Source organism: Lysinibacillus sp. FSL K6-0057 (genome assembly GCF_038630885.1).
In the GTDB taxonomy this organism is placed as follows: Bacteria; Bacillota; Bacilli; order Bacillales_A; family Planococcaceae; genus Lysinibacillus; species Lysinibacillus fusiformis_F.
The window spans coordinates 4,495,162-4,516,950 of sequence record NZ_CP152047.1; the positions used below are offsets into that span (position 1 = coordinate 4,495,162).

Below are 21,789 nucleotides of genomic sequence, written 5' to 3' on the forward strand. Positions count from 1 at the left end.
TCTCATTTCTTTACCACATCAAAATTGGCACCAATTAACACCCAATTCTGAGGGAATGGTAGTCCTAATTTCCAATAACCTATGCCACGAAGGTTATATTGTTTAATGAGATTAAATTTAGCTTGAATAGATCTAGCATCTTCAAACCACACCATATGCGCCCTACCTTGCTCATCATAGTATTCAAAAAATGGTGCTTGGGCTCTCCAATCATACTGAATCGCTGCATTATAACGTTTAGCAATTTCAATGGCTCGCTGTGGACTAAGTGCTTCTGCATACGGTCCCCCTTGAACAAAAGGTAATGTCCAATCATAGCCATATAAATTTTGCCCCAACATGATTTTGCTTGCAGGTATCTCACTCACCGCATATTTTACAACTGCCTCTACCTCTGGGAGAGGTGAGACGGCCATTGGTGGGCCTGCTGAATATCCCCATTCATAGGTCATGAGTAAAACAAAGTCCACGATTTCCCCATGTGCTCTATAATCATGTGCCGCTGTCCATGGTCCTCGTTCACTATCACTTGTTTTAGGAGCTAATGCCGTAGACACTGTATATCCTTGAGCATGGAATTTTTCTACAGCTCTTCTTAAAAAGTTGTTATAGGCTTGTCGTTGATCTGCTGGCAAATTTTCAAAATCAAAGTGGATATCTTTGACGTCACCAAGTTGCTTTGCTTCCGCAAGAATATTATCAAATAATAAATCTTGAACAGCCGTACTTTGAAAAATATCTCTCGCTAATTCACCACTAAAACTAAAATTCTCTAAATTAGAAATAACCATCGCAATTGATGCTCCTGTATCATTTGCAATTTGTGTCACACCTTGACTTGGTGGTCTCTGTAAGGTACCATCACGTCTTGCCTCATAACTAAATAAAGCTAAATATGTTAAATAGGGACCTGCTTCCCTCGCTTGATTCAAGAGTGCCTCACTAACAGATGTTCCTCTCGGCTCTAAATAAGCCAATGTTTCTGCTCTTGTTTTTGGCGGTTGTGGAATATACAATCTCATCCCAACAGCTAATGGTTGATTGGGATTAATGCCATTTACTTGTGCAAGTGTTAGATAATTAATACCGAAGCGTTGACCGATTGACCATAAACTATCACCTGGCTGTACATAATAAAAGCTTCCGACAATTGGGATTACAAGAGCTTGCCCCACAACTAAACGATTTGGCTCTGGAATTTGATTGGCATCTATAATACTTTGAACCGTAGCCCCATATGCCTGCGCAATACCCCATAAAGACTCGCCAGCCCGTACAACATGTATTTGAATGATTTTGCCTCCTTCTAGCTTGATAAAATCATACCTATAAAGCTTATGAAATCAGAGATGAAAAGATGTCTCTCAACACCTCCACAAAAATCCATCGCTGAATGGATTTTAGGACTGATTATTTTGTCACCTTCTTTACAGCAATTATTTCAATAGTGGATGTATGATGATTGTTCGTTCATGAGGTTTAAATATCTGTTAAGCCCCTGAATGCTTTGCTATTATTCATATATTTCAATGTCACTTCAAAGCGAGCCTATTTAATGGTAGGATTGTTTCTTTTAAGTGAAGCCTAATTTTTGTTTTCTATGTATGTCTATAAAGTTATCAGAGTAATATATTCCGCTTCTTCACCGTTATTTGTATAAGTAAGCGCAAAATGGTACTTATCTCGATAGCACAAATCGTACAAATGTTCTATTTTTTACATAATCTTTAGCAAAGCTTCACCCACTTTCTACCCTACAAAACAGTTGCAACAGGCTACTTTTTGTTACACTTTTCCCAAAATATTTTACACAACTAGCGTCATATGCCTTATTCTTTTCCCGGTTCTCACTCTTGTATAATGAAATTATTGTAAGGAGGTGTTAGATTGCGTTTATTTTACCAGCAAAAAGTGATCGGTAAGAAATCTCGTAAGCTTGAAAAAATTCCATTTTCTATTGAAGAGCCTGTCACAACGTTACAAGATTTACTTGTTCAGCTTGTAACACAGCAGGTACAACAATTTAATGAAAAAATGGTAGATACACCACTTCATCTATATTTAACGGATCAGCAATTAGAAGACGCTGCCCAGTATGGCAAAGTACATTTTGGAGAAAAGAAAAAGGATGCTTTACAGTCAGTTGATCAGGCTATCTCCACAATGCTTCAAGCCTTTCAGGACGAGCTGTTCTTAGTCCTTCACAATGAAGAGTCTTTAGATTCTCTTACTACACCATTAAACATACAGGAAGACGATGTTTTTACATTTATTAAACTAACTATGCTTGCAGGACGAATTTGGTAAGGAGGGATTTTTATGACACTTTCACATGAACAAAAAACACATTTTCAAAGTATAGTGGATTCTGCACCTATAGCTTTACAGCCTTTAGCAACTGCATTATTAAAATACATGGACAATAGAGACTATGACATTGAACAGCTTATAGCTACTCAGCAGTATTCATCACTTGAAGAGCTATTGAGCGGACCATTATTTGAAGTGCTTGCACTATTTTCCTCACAAGAGCGTGCACTCAAGATTAAGAAATTAGCATTACGTTTTGATGCTACAATGTTCCAAACTGGCGTTTTACGTCGATCATTTCGTTCATCTCAACCAGTGCAAGACCACCTTTTTCAATGCTTACAATTAATAGAAGAAATGCTGACATTTGAGGAAATTACTTTGCAGGAGTTATTAGCAAATCATCGTCAATATGAGCATGGTACCTATCCAAACTATAGCTCCTATGTCTTGAAGAATGAAAATGTAAAAGTAATGGGCTTTAATGTCTTTGAACAGTTGCTCGCTGAAGAACTATCTATACAAAACCCTTCGATTGAAGAGGCAGTAGAGAGTATTTTATTTGATGAGCATCATAGTAGCTTTTTCGGTCATCCATTCATTCGTGGTATTTTCAAATCAAATAATCACCGTATGCATGATGCCCTTGGAAAACTATTAATAGCAGCTGCACGGCAAGAAGGTCTACGACAAGCAATAGTAGAAAACATTGACCATGGCAATCTTGATGCACAGCTCAAAATGATGAAACTTATTCAGGAACATCAACTAACACGCTTCTCCTCTGTAGTTCGAGCAGTCGATACTTGGATGGGACTTGGCTATAATAGCTTCGAAAATCAAAAAATAACAGAGGAAGTTCTTACGTTAGCCATTCAGGCCATCGAAGAGGACAACTTTGTTGGGCAACTGTTAAAGAGTGAGCGTACAATTGATAGCTATGTCGCATTATGGGCGACTGCTACAAAGGACTATACGCAATTAAATGACCTTGTAACAACACTCTTAAAGCGTGAAAAACATATCCAACTTACAACGCTTGCCTTTTTAAAAAACTTATCGAAAATCTCCTTTACAGCGCCATTTGTGAAGGATTTAATCTTATCAACAAAAGATATCGAGTTGTTTGCCTTTGCATGGGGCAATTTCCTCTATGCCAATCACCATATTAATAGCGAGTATGCAAGAGACAATGAATGGGCTCAAACCCTTCAAAACTTCATGCAAGAAAACACACAGCTACAAGGCATTGAATACCTATTATTTGAACAGCTTGAGTGGGCAAAGAATGAAATTACGAAAGATGGGCTTATCATTACAGGCAAACCTCTATCCTTTGTCTATGTCCATTTGTCATTAGAAGATTTAATTTCAACACAAATTATTTTAGCCCATCATGTACAGGACGAGGCATTATTCCAACGAATTATTGAGCATGCAGATTCTTACTCACCATCAAGTAGAATCGGCCTACTGAATATTTATTGTCTTGACCCCGTCACACAAGGTCAACGCGAATTTTTATTTAATTCTTTACGGGATCGCAGTTCCATCAATCGTTCTCTTGCGTTAAAGAAAATACATGCTCTAACACCAACCGAAGAAGAAATAGCAAAAATTGAAGATCTTTTAGCTAATAAATCAGGCGCACTTCGCAAAGAGGCTATTTCACTCTTAAAAGTTCAGCCACAGAATCATCTATTACAAAGTGCTGAAAGGCTGATAAAAGATAGTAAGCAGCTAAAGAGACTTGGAGGGCTTGAATTACTATTAGAAGCCTCTAAGGAATACAGCTTAGCGAGCGAGCAAATTACAGCTTTATGTTCCTTATTACCTAAAGTAACTAAAAACGAGCAAGTTTTGTTAGAACAATTAATTACAAGGGATGTCCCAGAGTATAACGAGAGCAATGGCTTTGGTTTATATACGCCACATCCTCCTATTCAATACGGCTGTATTTCTGATGGAGCCATTCAAATGAATGGTGAAGAGCCTTGGCAACAGCTTGCTCCACTTTATGTACAGACACCTACACCTTTTGAAAAATTCTTTCAATATGATATTGAAAAATTATTATCTAAGCTAGACCAACTTATTCAAGTTTTAGATAAACACGCTGAACTAGAGTATGAAACATACCAATGGAATGACACGCCCATTACCACTACATTAGGACAAAGATATAGTGTTATAGCAACTAAATCGGATAATCAACGACATGCTAGTCTTGATGCTTATCCTATCCCTGAAGAAATTGTTCAATGGATGAAGACATCATTATTTAGTAATGAGGACTTAGCCTATTTTAACTTTTATCACAATCTATCAGAATACCCTGCTGCCCATGATCTTTCCGAAGCAGCCCAAACGCTAATTAAACCTTTTTTCCAATACAAAGAAATGAAAGCACGTGTTGCTCAATTTAATTCCTTGAAATATGACCATACAATTCAACAGATTTTCTCAGTGCTATCTCAAGATACCGATAAAATCTCAGGTGAGACATTGCTGCATCAGGAAGCACTTTCATTATTAGAAAAGCATGCACCTGAATTTAATCGCTTTGAACAGGCAATAGGCATTATGTTACAGCTATTCGATCAAATCCCTGTGGATCAGTGGCAACTTGATGTTCGAGAAAAAGGTTATTATTACTATCGTTCCACATCTACCATTATCGATTTAGATGTTGTGGAGACATTCGTGGATCGATGCGGGTCTGATTACTCAACCTATGGTGAATATGTCAAAATGCTAGCTATCAATGAAGAGCTAACAAAGCGTATGAAAAATGAAAGCTATAGCCCAAACGTCTACAATTTATCTTTATTCCAATATTTAGACGCCATGAAGGTTGGCTTATTTACGCAAGATCACTTATTTGAAGCCATATTTACCAATACGCTCGCTTCAGAAATATTTAACGAGCCAACTAAATTACTAGAACGCTATCAACAGTCATTTGAAGATTTAACAGATTTCTTTGCTATTCGTGAACAAGCAATTGATCGTATTTTAGCTATAGAGCTAAAACGTGGAGATACACCTACTGCTGTAACCAAGCTTGCTAGTAGCATTTCTTATTTCGAGGGTATTGATTATTTCTTACAAATTCTACAGGCACTTGACGGAGAAAAGCTTGCACGAGGGTATATTTGGCAGGCAGAAACGAAAAAGGATGTATTCTCCCGATTGCTAACTAGCTGTTACCCTAAGAAAGAAGAAACAGCGCAGCAATTAAAAGAAGCATGGCAGAAAACAGATATTTCTAAAGAACGTTTAATTGAAGCGATGATGTATAACCAGCATTGGATAGACCTTGTGAGTGAAGTAATTGGCTGGGATGGGCTAAAAGAATCTGCTTGGTATTTTATCGCTCACACAACAGATTCTTTATCTGACTTTGCCAAAGATCAAATTGCCCTTTTCTCTAGCATAACGGCTGAGGATTTCCGTGATGGTGCATTCGATTTAGCTTGGTTCCAAAGCGCCTATCAAACGCTTGGAGCAAAGAAATTCAAGCTTGTCTATGATGCTGCAAAATATGCTTCTGAGGGAGCCAACCATCGTCGGGCACAGCTTTATGCAGATACAGCCATCGGTAAACTCAGTCCAAAACCGTTAATGCAAGAAATTCAAGATAAACGCAATAAAGATAAACTGCGCGCACTTGGTCTTATTCCTTTAATGAAATCGGATGACAAAGACGCCCTAACACGCTATCAATTTATTCAACAGTTTTTAAAAGAAAGTAAGCAATTTGGTGCTCAACGCCGCGCAAGTGAGGCTCGAGCAGCAAGTATTGCATTAGAAAATTTAGCGCGCAATGCAGGTGATGGAGAAGCCACTCGCTTCACATGGCGTATGGAATTATCAGCCTTTAACGATATGAAACATTTATTTAAAGCACAACAGATTGAGCAAATTACGGCCCATCTACAAATAGAAGATGATGCCTCTGTAGCTATTATTGTTGAAAAGGATGATAAACGTCTAAAGAACGTTCCTGCTGCATTAAAAAAGCATGCTGATATTGTAACCTTGCAGGAAGCCCGAAAAGACTTACAAGAACAATATAAAAGAGCACGCCCAGCGCTTGAGCAAGCAATGGAATTAGAAACAGTATTTTCGGTCGAGGAGCTCATTCATTTATTAGCCCATCCGATTCTAGCTCCACTTTTACAAAGGTTAGTCTTTATCAGTGATGTGCACGTTGGAATGCTTACACCAGAAGGTTTACAGCTTCTATCGGCTGACATTGTGAACCTTGCTCCTACGTCCTCTATAAAGATTGCTCATCCTTACCATCTTCTAGAAAGTGGTCAATGGAGACAGTGGCAATCCTATATGTTTGAGCACAAAATACAACAGCCATTTAAGCAAGTATTCCGTGAGTTATATCTCATCAATGCTGATGAAAAAGGACAGAAACAGTCATTGCGTTATGCAGGACATCAAGTAAATCCTTCACAAACAGTAGCCTTGTTGAAAACACGTGGTTGGCAAATCAGCTATGAAACAGGACCACGTAAAGTATATTATAAGGAAAATATTGTGGCATCTTTGTATGCACAGGCAGATTGGTTTACGCCAGCAGAAATTGAAGCACCTGCAATCGAAGGTGTTTACTTCTATGATCGACTAACAGGCAAAGATATCGTTTTAGATGATATTCCAGCAGCGATATTCTCTGAGGTTATGCGAGATATTGATCTCGTTGTCAGTGTTGCCCATGTTGGTGGTGTAGACCCTGAGGCAAGTCATTCTACTGTTGAAATGCGTAGTATTATCGTAGAAGAATTAGCTAAATTACTGAAGCTACACAATGTGGAAGTGAAAAAGCAGCATGCCCTCATTGAAGGTAAGCTAGCCAGTTACTCCTTACATTTAGGAAGTGGTGTGGTGCATCAAATAGGCGGTTCCATGATCCCGATTATTGCTGTCCCATCTCAGCATCGTGGACGGATTTTCTTACCGATGGTGGATGATGATCCACGTACGGCTGAAATCATGTCCAAGCTCTTATTACTATGTGAAGATACAAAAATTAAAGATCCAGCCATATTAACTCATATTCGAAGCTATGAACAAATGCTCTAACGTAAACTAGATAAAAACAGGTGACTCAATTCGTCACCTGTTTTTACTGTACATCCGTTTTAATCATTTCAAATAATAGCGGTACATTCGTGCCTCGCTGCAATGAATGACAGTCCTCCATTAAAAAAGACCAACTTTTCTTGATTTTCTCCCTATAAGGTAACGCTGAACTAACCGGTAGATAGGCGCTTAAATATTCCCCAATCGTGCCTGATAGATTGTCCATAAATTCATCTGCTTTTTGTAGTTTTTCTGTAGGGATTTCATTGCGCTCATTCCATAAGACATGCTCTAAATTCGTAGAAAAATAAAACAATTGATAAGGTACTTTCATACGGTTAATGCTAAAGTGGTCGTTAGCTATTAAAATTCGGGCATTCTTTGCTTTCATATCATTGCGTTGTTCAATTTGCTCTTTACGTTTATCCGACTTCACTAAAATAGCATCCTCTGTATAAAATAGGTTTTGTTCGATACTCTCATCTACCTTGACGCATTCTGGTGCAATAAAGCATCCATCTGCATCTGTAATATGAACAACAGCAGTTAAATCATTGGCTAAAAATTTATATTTTTCAAGATAGCTTTGAATCACTCGTACAACACTGTTTTTTATATTCGGTATGCGTTTGTGTGCATCCCACTTTGTTAAAATATCCTCACGTTGTACATCAAAGCGTATTGTCGAGTTCGCAAAATGAGCATCTAAATAATCCTCTAAAATAATTTGCTCCGTCTGCCCTTCCACAATGATTAATAGCACTTTTTTAGTCATGTTGAACACCCGCTTTACGAAAAGCACGCTTGATTTTAAATGTTTTGGTTTCCTTATATATCTCTTCGTCCTGTCCACCAAGCTGGATAGCACGTAAATAAACATCTCTAGCATTATTCACTTCTTTAATACCTTTTAGCTGCATATAGCGGTGATATTCATTTGTTGTCGTAAACCATAAATTTTTAATAGCTAGCACCTCTAACACACGTAGATTATGGGATGTAAAAATAAGTTGTCCTTTTCCATCCTCATCTATCACTGTTAACAACTCACCCAACAAATATTCAAATACACCTGAATCTAATTCATCAATAACCACGCATGCATTCGGATTATTGTATACAGCAATTAATACACTAAGAATAGAAATGATCTTTAAGATTCCCTCTGACTCTGTTCGTAGCGGTAATTCCCGCTCCCCACGCTGCGACAAAAACTCAAAACGAATTCCCTGCTCTCCATTATCCATCGTTTGTTTTGTGATGATATTAATTTTAATTGTCAGACCAGGAATAATTGCCGAGAGCACTTGATTACTTTGCTCAATTACTTCACATAATGCATAGAATGCATCCTCTGGTAATAAAGCTGGTCCATTTAAATCATAAGGAATAAGGCCTCTCGTTTTCTCTAAATGAATACTAAACGGCATGATCCGTTCTTCAAATAGTGGTGCAATGTTTTGATTACTAACAACATGTAAATCTCTACTAAAATCAACGGCAATATTTTGTAGCAGTTGCATTTCTTGCTCAGAAAGTCGTTCCTGTAATAATGGCTTTACATCTTTGTGGAATAGAAATGACATATACTGTTTTCTTGCTAACTGTTGAATAACCAGTAATTGGATACGTGCCTGTTCACTCAAATCATTCAGTTTCGATTGACGGATTTGCACATCGTTCTCTGTCACAGCAACTAAAGTCTTTGATCGCTTCCCTTTCGTATTTTCTCGATAGGTAAGGCGCTCCAGCGTAGTATATAGTCGATGCTGATCCTCCTGTAGTTCCACATAGTAATTCACAAAAAATGTACCGAATTGATTCTCAACTAAAAATTCAACATCCATACTAGCTGTTTGCTCTCCTGCCAATAGGAGTCGCTTCTCTTGTGAAGGTAACTTCACTTCAGCAAGCCATCCTGATAGAAGTGTCTTCAATAAACTGAATGCATCTACAATGGTTGTCTTTCCAGAGCCATTTTGTCCATATAGGCCAACAACATTCGCTTGTAGAAATGTCTCAAAATTTACTGCGAGTACAAGTTCACCCTGTCGTACATTTCGTAAATTTTGTATGTTTATTTTTTTTATCTTAATAATTGCCATATGCTAAACATCCTTTTAGCTTTTTCTCTTATTATAATGAAATTCGTTATATTTTATAACAAATTCGAACATAAGCATCCATAGCCTATAGCCTATGACAAAAATCGCAATAGGCATATGTTAGAAAAAATGAAGAAAGGTGTGTTTCATTGGTTTATCCTAGATTATCCCCCGATGATTTTAACAGTCAATTTCGGCCAGGTATGAAAATATGGGTGACACTCCCTACTGGTACTTATTCAGGTACATTGATTCGAACATTTGGCACTGGAGGAAGAACAGCTGAAATCCAGCTAGATAACGGTCAAATAGTGACTGTGGATGTTAGTCAAATCACTGCTGCAGGTACAGGAACACCGCCTGGTAGTTCCTATCCGCCACCATACCCACCACCTTATCCACCGCCGTATCCACCACAACCTTATCCCCCACGTCCATACCCACCACAGCCCTACCCACCACAACCTTATCCGCCACGTCCATATCCACCACAGCCATATCCGCCGCAACCTTATCCCCCACGTCCAGGTGGTCAATATCCTGGTTTCCCACCACCACTAATACCAGGACTTCCGAATATTTTACCAGGAATTTTTGGTAATCCCCGACCATAGCTCCAACTAGAAAAAGGTTATTTCTTTATTCAAGAATAAAGAAATAACCTTTTTTTCATTTTATTCCCATAATAAAAATCATCCAATTCCTTTACATATAAGACATGACAAAATAAGTAAAAAGCCCTAACAAGGAATTGGAAATTAGCATTTCAGCCAAATTTTTAATCAATTGAAATTAAGTTAGTTCTGAGCATACTTCTTTTTTATACTAGTAACCGTTAAGCTTTTTGTAAAAATTTAACCTAACCTAAAAAATATATAGACTAAAAAACTAGATTTCTTTGTTTATTCATAGAAATCATGACTTTAAATAGTAAGTTTTCTGGGTTGTGAATCAATTTTTTTGGCAGTATAGTAGTTAAATGATAGGGGATAAATAGATTATTTTGCATTTGAAAATATTTAAAACGCATCTGGACTTCTACGAATAACATCAACATCTTCAATGTGTAGTACATTGACTAAATTATCCATTTATAGTCCTTAGCTTGAAATATTTGTTAGATCATATTAGGAGGAAAAGCATGAAAAAACGCAAGAAGCAGCAAATGTCCATTAGTAAGAAATTAACTGCAATAGTAGTAAGTATTTTATTATTATTTGGATTAGTTACTTTAGGTCTTTCTTATTATATAGTAAGAAACAGTAATTTAACAGACATGGATCAATCTCTCTCTGATAAAGGCATGATCCTAGCCAAAACCATTGATACTACCACACTGAAATCAATTTTAGAGAATCCTACAAATAGTAACCCTGACGCTCTACGATTAACAAGTGAAATGGATGCGATCAATGATAATTCCGATAGCATTACCAATCTATTTTTAATTACAGTTAACGGGGAAAATATTAATGCACCTGTTCTCTCATCTAGTATACTTGATCTAGGGGCTGAGTATAACCAAGATATGATTGCTATGGGTTTATCTCCTGATTTCCTAGCAAGAATTAAAGAAGTTTTTGAGACAAAAAAAGCAACAGCAACAGATATTTATAGCGATGAATACGGTAGCTATAAAACAGGCCTTACACCAATCTTGGATGAAAATGGTGATATGCTGGCCGCTTATGCCATTGACTATGACGTATCAATGGTAACAGGAAAAGCAATGTCTGAAGCCCTATGGACATTATTAGTAACTGTTATTTTCTTAATAGGTTCATCCATTGCAGTTTACACGCTTTTAAGAAAAAAATTAACACCAATTCAACAACTTTCCTTACAATCTAAAAAAGTTGCAGAAGGTAATTTAGAGCTTGAACCATTACCAGTTACTTCAACTGACGAAGTAGGCATGCTCACACAAAACTTTAATTCAATGATTGAAAACTTAAAAAATGTTATTAAAAGTACAACGAATGTTTCTGCACGTGTTTCGAACACGGCCAATGTTTTATCTGTCAATATGCAGGAAGCTTCCGATTCATACAATAATGTAGCTTCTTCCATGCAAGAAATTGCAAGTGGCGCTGATCTACAAGTACAAAAGGCAAAAGAAAGTACGATTACCATTGAAGAAATGAATATTGGTATCCAGCGTATTGCCATGACGTCCAATCAAATTTCAGAATCCTCCATTTTAGCATCAGAGGAAGCTGAAAGAGGGAATGAATCGACAAATAAATCTGTCACACAAATGAATGCTATTAGTAAAGCTGTTAATCAATCCGCAGCTTCTGTTAAATTACTTGGCGAACATTCTAATAAAATTGAAGAAATCGTAGGGATCATTACAGGTATTGCTTCCCAAACCAATTTACTTGCATTGAATGCGGCTATCGAAGCTGCACGTGCTGGAGAAGCTGGTAGTGGCTTCGCAGTGGTTGCTGATGAAGTACGTAAACTTGCTGAACAATCTGAGGCATCCGCAAGAGAGATTTCCACACTTATTTCTCATATCCAGCATGATACAAACGAATCTGTAAATATCATGGTTCACGCTGTAGAAGAAGTAGATCATGGCATTGTCATGATTAATGATTCGGAAAAATCATTTAGCCAGATTTTAACTTCCATTCACCATGTGACAGGGCAAATTCAAGAGCTTTCTGCAACGATTGAAGAAATGGCAGCTGGCATGGAAGAAGTAACGTCTGCTGTTAAAGATATGGAAGATTTCTCAGTCAATTCAAAAGACAATACAAGAGCAGTAGCAGCAACTTCTGCCTCTCAATTGAATACGGTTCAACGAGTTTCTGAAGAAGCTCAAGTATTATCCGAGTTATCTGATGAATTAATGAATGTTGTTAATACCTTTGTAGTGAAATAAAAAATGAAAGGGCTGCCCTTATAAGGAGATGTATGTCCGTTAGTCTCTCACAGATTGATTCACTGCTGTGGTCCTAATGACGATAATCGCTCCTTCATAAGTGTCGGCCCTTTTCTAAAATAGGAGTTGTCATGATTGAATAATAAACGAGAATTTGATGTACACCCATCACAGAATAAAATGCATTCTTTGGAGCAACAAACGCTACCATCCAATAGAACACAATTGTTGAACGAAGAAGACTTACTCGCATATCAAACGTTAAACCAAACAATGGCTGACTACGATAAAAATACCACAATACCTGACGTATTTTATCAGGCGGCACAACAGTTTGCTGAACGAATTGCATTATCCTATGAGGGTGGCAAGCTAACCTACCGTCAGCTAAATGAACAATCCAATCAAGTTGCTCATATGTTAGTTGCCAATGGTCTACAAAAAGGAAACTATGTAGCCATTTTAATGGAACGTAGTAAAGAAACAGTCATTAGTCTGTTAGGTATCCTAAAAGCTGGTGGAGTTTATGTTCCCATTGATCCAAGCTATCCAAAAGAACGTTGTCAGTACCTATTAAACGATACAGGTGCTCCATTTATCATAACGAAAAACGAACATACAGCACTACTGAATGATTTCATACATAATGATTCCCCAACACGTACAGTATTAACAATCAACCAAACCGAGCAAGGCTATTCACAAGCGAACATTCACTGTGAATTACTTCCATCTGACTTAGCCTATATCATTTATACATCTGGTTCAACAGGTAAGCCAAAAGGCGTTATGCTTAAGCATGAAGCTGTTATAAATTTGATAACAGATAATCAAAGAATCTACCATTCAACTAAAGAAGATGTTTATTCTCAGTTTATTTCTTATAGTTTTGACCCTTCTGTAACAGAAACTTTTACTGCTTTCTTTTCAGGAGCAAGACTTCATATGCTAACAAGTATAGAACGTCTATCGATTGAAGCATTTGCTGATATGATCGACCGTGAGCAAGTAACGACTGCCACTGTTCCAAATGCTTTCTTTACACAGCTGGCTACACATTTACCAGTAAGCTATCGAGAAAAACTCTCGACACTAAATTATTTATCTGTTGGTGGTGAAGCCCTATTGCCTGCCGTTGTTCAAAAATGGCAAGAGAAATTTGGACTTTCTTCAGAAATTATTAACGTATATGGACCAACTGAATGCACAGTATTGTCCTCTTATTTTAAGGTAAAAAGTCAGATAACAGACATGCAATCCAGCATCCCTATCGGCAAACCTATCGCTAATTATGAAATGTATGTTGTCAGTGCGGATGAACAGCTTTGTCCCGTTAATGTAATCGGGGAATTATGTATTGCAGGAGCTGGTTTAGCAGCAGGCTATTTACATCAGCCTGAAAAAACGGCTGAAGTATTTGTACCCCATCTCTTAAAGCCTGATCAAAAAATGTATCGAACAGGTGATTTAGTTCGACTATTACCAACTGGTGTCATTGAATTTGTTGGACGTAAAGATTCTCAAATTAAAGTAAGAGGCTTCCGTATTGAACTTGGAGAAATCGAAACAGTGTTAAGCAATCATACGAGCATTCAGGAAGCCGTAGTCATTGCGAAGAAAATGGCTGATGGGAATAACCATTTATTTGCCTACTATACGGTAACAAGTGGTATGCAGCTTGAAGAAAATCTATTAAGAGACTATTTGGCAAATCTTTTACCAGATTATATGGTGCCTGAGCAATTTATTGAATTGCAAGAAATGCCATTATCCCCTACAGGGAAAATTGATCGAAAACACTTGGCTTCATTGGAATTAACATTATCACGCAGCAATACATATATTGCTCCAGAAAATGATACACAACGTATGCTTGCTAACGCATGGGAATATGTACTCGGTATTGAGCCAATAGGCATTCACGATAACTTCTTCCATATTGGAGGGCATTCACTAAAAGTTCTCGAGATTCTTGTACAAGTGAAAAAACATATCCCATTCTTAAAGATTCAGGATTTCTTCCAATATCAAACGATTGCAGAACTTGATCATTATATTCGTCATTATCAACCGGAAGCTATTGAAGTTCAAGAACGACCAACTAACATTGTCTTCAAGGACTTAATGGAGCCTAGTCCGCTACAAGTCTCCCAAAACGTGAAGCCGTTGCCAATGACATCTGTATTATTAACAGGGGCTACAGGTTATTTAGGTAGTCATGTATTACATGAGCTATTAGCAACAACAAATGCGCATATTTATTGCCTTATTCGACCAAGTGCCCAAACTACGATTGAAGCCAAGCTAATAGAAAGTATGCAATTTTATTTTGGCAATACGATTGCTCAGCAGTTGAAAGACCGTGTCACAGTTATCCAAGGTGACTTAGGCAAGCAACGACTACATTTATCGGATGAAGATGAACAAATCATTCTGAAAGAAATCAATGCCATCATACATTGTGGTGCAGATGTGCGTCATTTCGGTGCCGCTGATCATTTTAATAATGTCAATGTAAATGGAACTCGCTATTTGCTTGAAATAGCCAAACAGAAACCAGGTGTACATTTCCATTATGTATCAACAATTGGTATTCCAGAGGAGTTAGCCGCCCTTCAATGGGGGCAAGATGAAGCAAAGGGTAACTTCAATTACGATGTAAAACTTGATAATGTTTATACTCAAAGTAAGCTAGAAGCAGAGAATCTTGTTCGAAATGCTATGCATGATAAAATCCCTGTTTCCATTTATCGTGTAGGGAATTTAAGCTGTCATTCTGAAACAGGTAAATTCCAACATAATATCGATGACAATGCCTTTTACCGTATGATTAAATCGATGCTTTATTTAGGTAAAACACCTACTGCACAATGGCATGTTGATTTTACACCAATCAATTATGCTAGTCAGGCACTCGTTTCTCTGGCAAATCAGCCAGCATCCAACGGCCATGTCTTCCATTTATGTAACCCTGTATCGCTTACTTATTTAGAATTAATCGATATGCTTAAGGAAATTGGTTATGACTTAACAATTGTATCAACACAAGAGTATACAGATTGGCTATTAAATGGCGATCATTCAAAAGATGTACAGGAATATTTATCATTAGCCATTGCTCAACTTGAAGGTGATGGAGCAAGTGACTCCCCATTTATCTTCAATTGCAAAAAGACGATAGAATTTTTAGCCCATACAAAGATTGAATGTGCAGTACCAAATACAGCCTTTATTGACAGAATGATTCAATACGGCATCGATACAGGCTACTTCCCAGAACCAAAACAAGTCAATATAAGATGATAGAACAAAATATACAACTATTTGCACTGCCTCTTGGAGCACAGTTAACGCCATTAGAATGGGATGCTTTTCTCAAAGTACTCCCTTCTGATGTTCAAGGAAAAGTTAAGCAATACAAGCATTGGCAGGATCGTCAAAGAGCCTTGCTAAGTAGCACCCTTATCAGGTGGGCACTCCTTCCCTATATCGATGAAGTCATGCTACACCTAGCTTATGATGAAAATGGCCGCCCATATATTGCAGGACATCCTCATTGGCAAGGTGATTTTAATGTTTCTCATTCTGGTAATTGGGTTGTGCTGGCAGTCGCTACTAACGGACGAGTGGGCATTGATGTGGAAGAAATAAAACCTGTGAGTGAAGATATGATGACGTATGCGCTTTCCGAGACGGAGCTTCAATTGGTCTCTCATCAGCCTCTACATGTTTTTTATGAGTTTTGGACATTAAAAGAAGCCCTTTTTAAAACAGGCTTAATGTCGATTACATCACCTCATTTGCTTGATACAATCGACATTAAAAGAACAAGGAAAGACCTTTTTACTGAGCTACTATATCTCGATCAGCAACACCCTGTGTCCATCTGCTGGAACCATGCATGTTCTAATGTAATAATCACCATGTTAAATAAAGAGCAGCTTCTACAGCTATAACAAAGGAGGAGAAATTGAATAATTTCGCCTCCTTTTATGTTGTTGAAAAAAGATCATGTCACTAGCAGAAAAAGACTTTTTAGTAAGGTGAGGGGTTGATTTCCGTTCCGCCAGCGTCCGATGAGCCGCTTCACTCACTTCCGTTCGCTCCAGGGTCTCCTCTGTGACGCTATGATCTGACCCCAAAAATATAAACTTTTTTACGAAGCTTTTCGATACTCAACGGGACTTTTTCCGTTGAGTTTTCTTTTAATCCGCCCATGATTGTAATAGTAAATATACTCTGCTAATGCTTTTGTAAATTCTACATAGTTTTTAAACGTAGTCGTGTACAGAAATTCTGATTTCAGAATACCAAAAAAGCTTTCTATCACGGCATTATCTAAACAATTTCCTTTCCGTGACATACTTTGCTTGATTTCGTGCGTTGCCAATAACGCTTTAAAACGTGGTATTTGATATAACCATCCTTGATCAGAATGCATGATTAAGCCACTCTTTTTCGATAACTTTGTATACATAAACGCCTTTTTAAAAGACTGTTGAACTAACTCAAAATTAGGTGATTTTGATACCTCATATCCAACGATCTCTCGATTGAATAAATCTAATACAGCGGATACATAGATTTTTTGACCGTTTATTTTAAACTCTGTGACATCGGTTACCCATTTCTGATTGGGTACAGTGGCTTCAAAATCACGTTGGAAGACATTCTCTGCGACATAGCCCACCGTTCCTTTATACGAACGATATTTTTTAGGGCGTACTGTCCCTTTTAAGCCCAATTCTTTCATCAATCGTTGGACCGTTTTATGGTTGATGAAAATCCCTTCATTTCGGAGGGCAAGACAAATACGACGATAGCCATAACGCCCCTTATGGTGATGAAAAAGTGTCTGGATTCGTTCTTTAATCGCCTGATATTTATCTGGTTTTACCCATTTTTGAAGATGATAATAATACGTACTTTTCTTAAGTTTCGCGACTTTTAATAGAGCTTGAAGTGGAAATTCCAGCCTTAGCTCATACACAGCTCTCACTTTTTCTTTGGTTTGAAGGCTTCCTTTTCTTGAACTAAGGCTTTCAACTTTTTTAAATAGGCATTTTCCATCCGTAAATACTCAATTTCCGCTTTTAACTCTTCCGTTGTTTTTTCATTTAAATCGGACGAAGGTGGTTGTTTTTTTGGCATTGATTGGTGCTCCTTTTCTACTTGATAGAGCACCTCTCCAGCCGTTGACATCCACTGTTTTTTCCATCTCCGAATGGTTTCACGAGAAGGAATATTAAACTTCGCAGCAGTCTGAAGGAGCGAATCGCCCGTCTCTATCAGGTGTTGAATTACTTTTATTTTAAAAGAATCTTCGTAATTCGTGAACCCTTGAGGACGAATAATTCCTTCAATGCCATGATAGCGATATAATTCAATCCATAATCGAATGTACTGTCGATCCCTCTGTAATCTATTGGCAATCTGATACGTACTTTCTTTTTCTTCAAAGTAGGCTAGAACTGCGGCTAACTTTTGTTCATCAGAAATCACTAACTGCACCCCCTATATTAAATTTTCAAGTCCAATATTTTGGGTGCAGTTCACTAAATCCCCTAGGAGTGACGCTGTCTCCACTCCAATCAACCATTCTGCAAAATGTCTTTACTTTTTTCATACTAACATAGCAATCAAATAGCCCAATATCTGTATTCCTAGGGAGATAGGATTTTTATTTTCAATGTGGAGAAGTGATTCGTTACTACCCCCTCAAAAAATGAGTAGTGAACGCCTTTGCTAAAAAGTTAATGGGTTGGAGTGGAAGGCTACTTGACTCCCGTGGGATAGCGAGACAGGCAAAACTCTAAACGGAGCGGTAGCGGAGGAAGCGATTCGGCGCTCGCTCACAGGAAAGCAAGTAGCCTTCAACGGAAATTCATTTTCACTTTTCACAAAAATTCTATTGATTGTTTTTCAACACTATGAAAGGAGGAGAAATCGAATAATTTCTCCTCCTTTCATTATTAATAGAAAACGCTGCGCTAGCGTGTCGTTTATTCGACCCACTAGGACAGCGTTATCTGTATTATTTAAATAAGTCTGGATACATTTCTTTCGCTAGGGCTTCCATTCCATCAATTGTGTTATAGCCATAGCCGAACATGTAATTGTAGTCTACAATATACATTTGTTTATTTTTAATAGCCTTCATGCTTGAAAGTTTAGGGTTCGCATAAATTTCTTCACGTATTTTTGTCAAATCAGAACCGTCCCAGTTAGGAAGAATCAATACATCTGGATCTGCAGCAATCAATGTTTCAACACTTACATCGCCTGTTTCATCTTTGAAAATATTATCTAATTTAACCATTTTGAATGCATCATTAAAGAATGTTTCATCGTGTGCTGGATAAACAAAAAGCTCTTTTGGATCATTTGTATGCAGATATGCAAATGTTTTTTCTTCTTTAATACTTTCTAATTTTGAAGAAATATCTTGTTGTCGGCCTTTTAATTCTTTAATAAAGCTGTCTGCTTTGTCTTGAACATTAAAAATTTCTCCGATATTTTCGATATCTTTGTAAATAGAATCATATGTGCCACCTGTTACAGATGATTCTAAAACATATGTTTTTACACCCATTTCATTAAGAGAGTCTACTGTTCCTACTCCCCATTCAGCATTATCAAATAAGCCACCACGACCAAATACTAAATCAGGATCAGTCCCTAATGTAACCTCTTTCCCAACATATTCATCACTTAAAATATTTAGCTTAGCATATTCTTCTTCTACAGATTTATCAACTGCACCAAAGTTTGCCCCAACACCAACGATTTTATCGCCTAATCCTAGATGTAATAATAATTCAGCTGCTGGACGTGTATTTGCCATAATTCTTTCAGGTGCTTTATCAAATACTTGATCTTTCTTTTCCCATGTTGATCCACCCTCAGCTTTTGAAAAGTTCTCAACTGTCAGTGGATAATGCTCTTTCGTTTGTGTTGTTGCCTCAGATGTATCTTTTGATGTGTTACCGCAAGCTGTTAATGTTAATAAAGCAGCTAAACCAATTCCTAATAATAATTTTTTCTTCATGGTTTTCCTCCTACAGTCCATATGCAAATCCTAATCCATTCGTCACTGGATTAGTAAATGTTTGACATTTAATATGATATAAAGCTTCTATTGTTTCTGGTGTTAAAACTTCTTGCGGTGTGCCATGTGCATAGATTTCACCATCTTTTACCGCATAAAGATAATCACAGTAATGTGCTGCCATTTCTAGATCATGAAGTGCCGCTAAAACACCGATGTTTAAACTTCTTACGCAGGATAGTATTTCAATTTGATAGCGAATATCTAAATGATTTGTTGGTTCATCCAAAATCATAAATTTAGGCTGTTGAGCAATCGTTCTAGCTAAAATAACCCTTTGCTTTTCGCCACCAGATAATGAAAGAAAACTACGTCCTCTATAAGATTGTAAGTTCGTTCTTGTCAATGCCTCTTCTACGATGTCAAAATCCTTTTGGTTATCTGACTCTAGCATTTTTTTATGAGGTGTTCTGCCTAACATCACCATTTGTTGTACCGTTAAATCAAAGTGCATTTCATTGAATTGTCCAACTACACCTAAGTGCTGAGAAATCTTTTTTTCAGGACTTTTTAAAACATCTAAATCATCTAAGAAGACCATCCCTTTTTGTGGCACGAGGCTTTTATAAATACTTTTCAACAAAGTTGACTTTCCGCATCCGTTTGGTCCGATTAAGCCCACAAATTGTTGCTTATTCACATGAATGGATATGTTTTTTACGATTTCCTTTTTGCCGATTTTTACTTCTATTTCCTTTGCTACTAATTCCATTGTTCTACCCTCCGAAGTTGTAACCTTTTTTTACAATCATATAGATAAATAATGGTGACCCAATGACAGAAGTAATAATTCCAATCGGTAATTCTACATTTTGGATTAATGTTCGAGACAGAATATCTGCCCAAATCATGAAAAGTCCTCCTAAGAGCAATGTTCCTAACATTAATCGTTTATGGTCTGCACCGAAGATACCTCTCGTGATATGTGGAATTATTAAACCAACAAAACCGATCATACCTGCATAAGCGACCATCGTTCCTGTAATTAGTGAGGTAAGAATCATATACAATTTACGATAAGCACTTAAATTGATCCCTAATGTGATAGCTGATTCATCCCCAAGTAGCATTGTATTTAGCACGCGATGTTGGAAAAGGAATAATGCAGCTCCAAGTACAATTACAATTGTTAAAATCGGTGTTTTGTCCCAGCTAGCTGAGGCTAAACTCCCCATAGACCAGAACGTAACAGTTTTAATGCCCTCAGCATTATTGGCAAAGAAGATAATAAGGCTTGAGAATGAACTACATAATGCACCGATGACAACCCCTGATAAAACAAGTTTTACTGAAGTTGCTTTGCCGCCAATGCTGGATAGGATAAGCACTGCCATTGAGGTAAGCATTGCCCCAGCAAATGCACCAAAGGCTACCCCAAATTGTGCTAATAATGCACTGCTCCCAAAACCAACTAGGATAGCAAAAGTTGCACCTAATGACGCACCTGAAGAAATACCCAGTATGTATGGATCAGCAAGCGGGTTTTGTACAACTGCCTGCATGACAGCTCCACATAATGCAAGTCCGATACCAATCAATAAGGCAAAAACCACACGCGGCATTCTGACCTGTAAAATAATATTCAAGTAAGATTCACTTTCCACACTATCAAGCGTGCCAAGCTTCCCATTGGATATAGTATGTAGCAAAATATCCATCGATTGCTTGAAAGGAATGCTGACTTGTCCTATTGATACAGAAAAAACGGCAGATATTAAAATGGAGGCTATTAAAAGCAAGATAATAACATAATAAATATTGCCCATTCCTATTCTGTTAGCTTCCTGTTTATCCAAGATTTCACCTCTATCTATTAAACTATTAGTTAATGATAACGATTATCATTTTCATTTTGTATTGTAAGTGATAATCCATTGAAAAACAACAGGAAAATTTTTAATTATAGATTATTCATACATTTAATAGATGAATAATCCAGTAATGGCGCTTTAGTTGACTAAAATTATTTTTCCCTTGGAAATAAAAACAGCTAGTTATAAATCCCAATTATTATATAGAAGAGAAAATTTAGGAATTTCTAAAAATAGGAGATGTAAAATGAAAAAACGCGGCATTTTTATTAGACAAAGGTGGAGCAACCATAAGTACAGCAATCTGTGATGAGATTGCTTAAGGAAATGAAATGAAACAATTTGAGAAGCCAGCGTCACAGATGAGACCTTTCGTGAGTAAAGCGGCTCACCGGACACCTCCTAGAAAGGACGCTGGTGGAACGGAAATCAACCCCCTTGCCTTGTCAAAAGGTCTTTTTCTAC

The 21,789-nt window shown here is 37.4% G+C and carries 14 protein-coding genes; 6 read left to right on the top strand and 8 right to left on the bottom strand.

Features of this window, described 5'->3' with window-relative positions:
• Positions 1-2: 2 nt before the first annotated feature.
• Complete coding sequence (locus MHB40_RS22475) at positions 3-1,292, bottom strand: glycoside hydrolase family 18 protein (protein ID WP_205447132.1); 1,290 nt, start codon at positions 1,290-1,292, stop codon at positions 3-5.
• A gap of 595 nt (positions 1,293-1,887) precedes the next feature.
• Here MHB40_RS22475 and MHB40_RS22480 point away from each other — a divergent pair.
• Positions 1,888-2,307, top strand: coding sequence for a hypothetical protein (locus MHB40_RS22480; RefSeq protein ID WP_342441712.1), 420 nt, complete (start codon positions 1,888-1,890; stop codon positions 2,305-2,307).
• Between the two features lie 12 nt (positions 2,308-2,319).
• Positions 2,320-7,410 (top strand): DUF4132 domain-containing protein, encoded by a 5,091-nt coding sequence (locus MHB40_RS22485; protein WP_342533487.1) that lies wholly within the window; start codon positions 2,320-2,322, stop codon positions 7,408-7,410.
• Between the two features lie 43 nt (positions 7,411-7,453).
• On the opposite strand, the gene MHB40_RS22490 is transcribed toward MHB40_RS22485, so the two are convergent.
• Both MHB40_RS22490 and MHB40_RS22495 read right to left on the bottom strand, forming a co-directional pair.
• Positions 7,454-8,185 (bottom strand): hypothetical protein, encoded by a 732-nt coding sequence (locus tag MHB40_RS22490; RefSeq protein WP_342441714.1) that lies wholly within the window; start codon positions 8,183-8,185, stop codon positions 7,454-7,456.
• Positions 8,178-9,515, bottom strand: a complete 1,338-nt coding sequence (locus tag MHB40_RS22495) for an AAA family ATPase (protein ID WP_342533488.1) — start codon at positions 9,513-9,515, stop codon at positions 8,178-8,180. Before MHB40_RS22495 ends, MHB40_RS22490 begins: the two co-directional genes overlap by 8 nt.
• 203 nt (positions 9,516-9,718) lie before the next feature.
• Between MHB40_RS22495 and MHB40_RS22500 the strand changes: the two genes are divergently transcribed.
• The 4 genes from MHB40_RS22500 to MHB40_RS22515 all read left to right on the top strand — a co-directional run bounded on the left by MHB40_RS22500 (position 9,719) and on the right by MHB40_RS22515 (position 16,361).
• Positions 9,719-10,129, top strand: a complete 411-nt coding sequence (locus MHB40_RS22500; protein WP_342533489.1) for a hypothetical protein — start codon at positions 9,719-9,721, stop codon at positions 10,127-10,129.
• Between the two features lie 527 nt (positions 10,130-10,656).
• On the top strand, positions 10,657-12,405 hold the full coding sequence (locus MHB40_RS22505; RefSeq protein WP_205445842.1) for a methyl-accepting chemotaxis protein: 1,749 nt from the start codon (positions 10,657-10,659) through the stop codon (positions 12,403-12,405).
• Positions 12,406-12,540: 135 nt separating this feature from the next.
• Complete coding sequence (locus MHB40_RS22510) at positions 12,541-15,708, top strand: amino acid adenylation domain-containing protein (protein ID WP_342441718.1); 3,168 nt, start codon at positions 12,541-12,543, stop codon at positions 15,706-15,708.
• Positions 15,705-16,361 carry a 4'-phosphopantetheinyl transferase superfamily protein gene (locus MHB40_RS22515; RefSeq protein ID WP_342441719.1) on the top strand — a complete coding sequence of 219 codons (657 nt, stop codon included), beginning with the start codon at positions 15,705-15,707 and terminating at the stop codon, positions 16,359-16,361. The genes MHB40_RS22510 and MHB40_RS22515 overlap by 4 nt, the downstream gene beginning before the upstream one ends.
• Positions 16,362-16,561: 200 nt before the next feature.
• Here MHB40_RS22515 and MHB40_RS22520 read toward each other — a convergent pair whose 3' ends face one another.
• The 5 genes from MHB40_RS22520 to MHB40_RS22540 form a co-directional block, all read right to left on the bottom strand.
• A complete protein-coding gene (locus MHB40_RS22520; RefSeq protein ID WP_342533490.1) occupies positions 16,562-17,404 on the bottom strand; it encodes an IS3 family transposase in 843 nt (280 codons plus the stop codon).
• Positions 17,401-17,907 (bottom strand): helix-turn-helix domain-containing protein, encoded by a 507-nt coding sequence (locus tag MHB40_RS22525; protein WP_342533491.1) that lies wholly within the window; start codon positions 17,905-17,907, stop codon positions 17,401-17,403. The genes MHB40_RS22520 and MHB40_RS22525 overlap by 4 nt, the downstream gene beginning before the upstream one ends.
• Positions 17,908-18,439: 532 nt before the next feature.
• A complete protein-coding gene (locus tag MHB40_RS22530) occupies positions 18,440-19,453 on the bottom strand; it encodes an ABC transporter substrate-binding protein (RefSeq protein ID WP_342441722.1) in 1,014 nt (337 codons plus the stop codon).
• A gap of 10 nt (positions 19,454-19,463) precedes the next feature.
• The gene (locus MHB40_RS22535) at positions 19,464-20,225 is read right to left on the bottom strand and encodes an ABC transporter ATP-binding protein (protein WP_036075994.1); all 762 of its coding nucleotides are present in this window, start codon (positions 20,223-20,225) and stop codon (positions 19,464-19,466) included.
• 4 nt (positions 20,226-20,229) lie between these two features.
• Positions 20,230-21,309, bottom strand: coding sequence for an iron ABC transporter permease (locus MHB40_RS22540; protein WP_342441723.1), 1,080 nt, complete (start codon positions 21,307-21,309; stop codon positions 20,230-20,232).
• Positions 21,310-21,789: the final 480 nt, after the last annotated feature.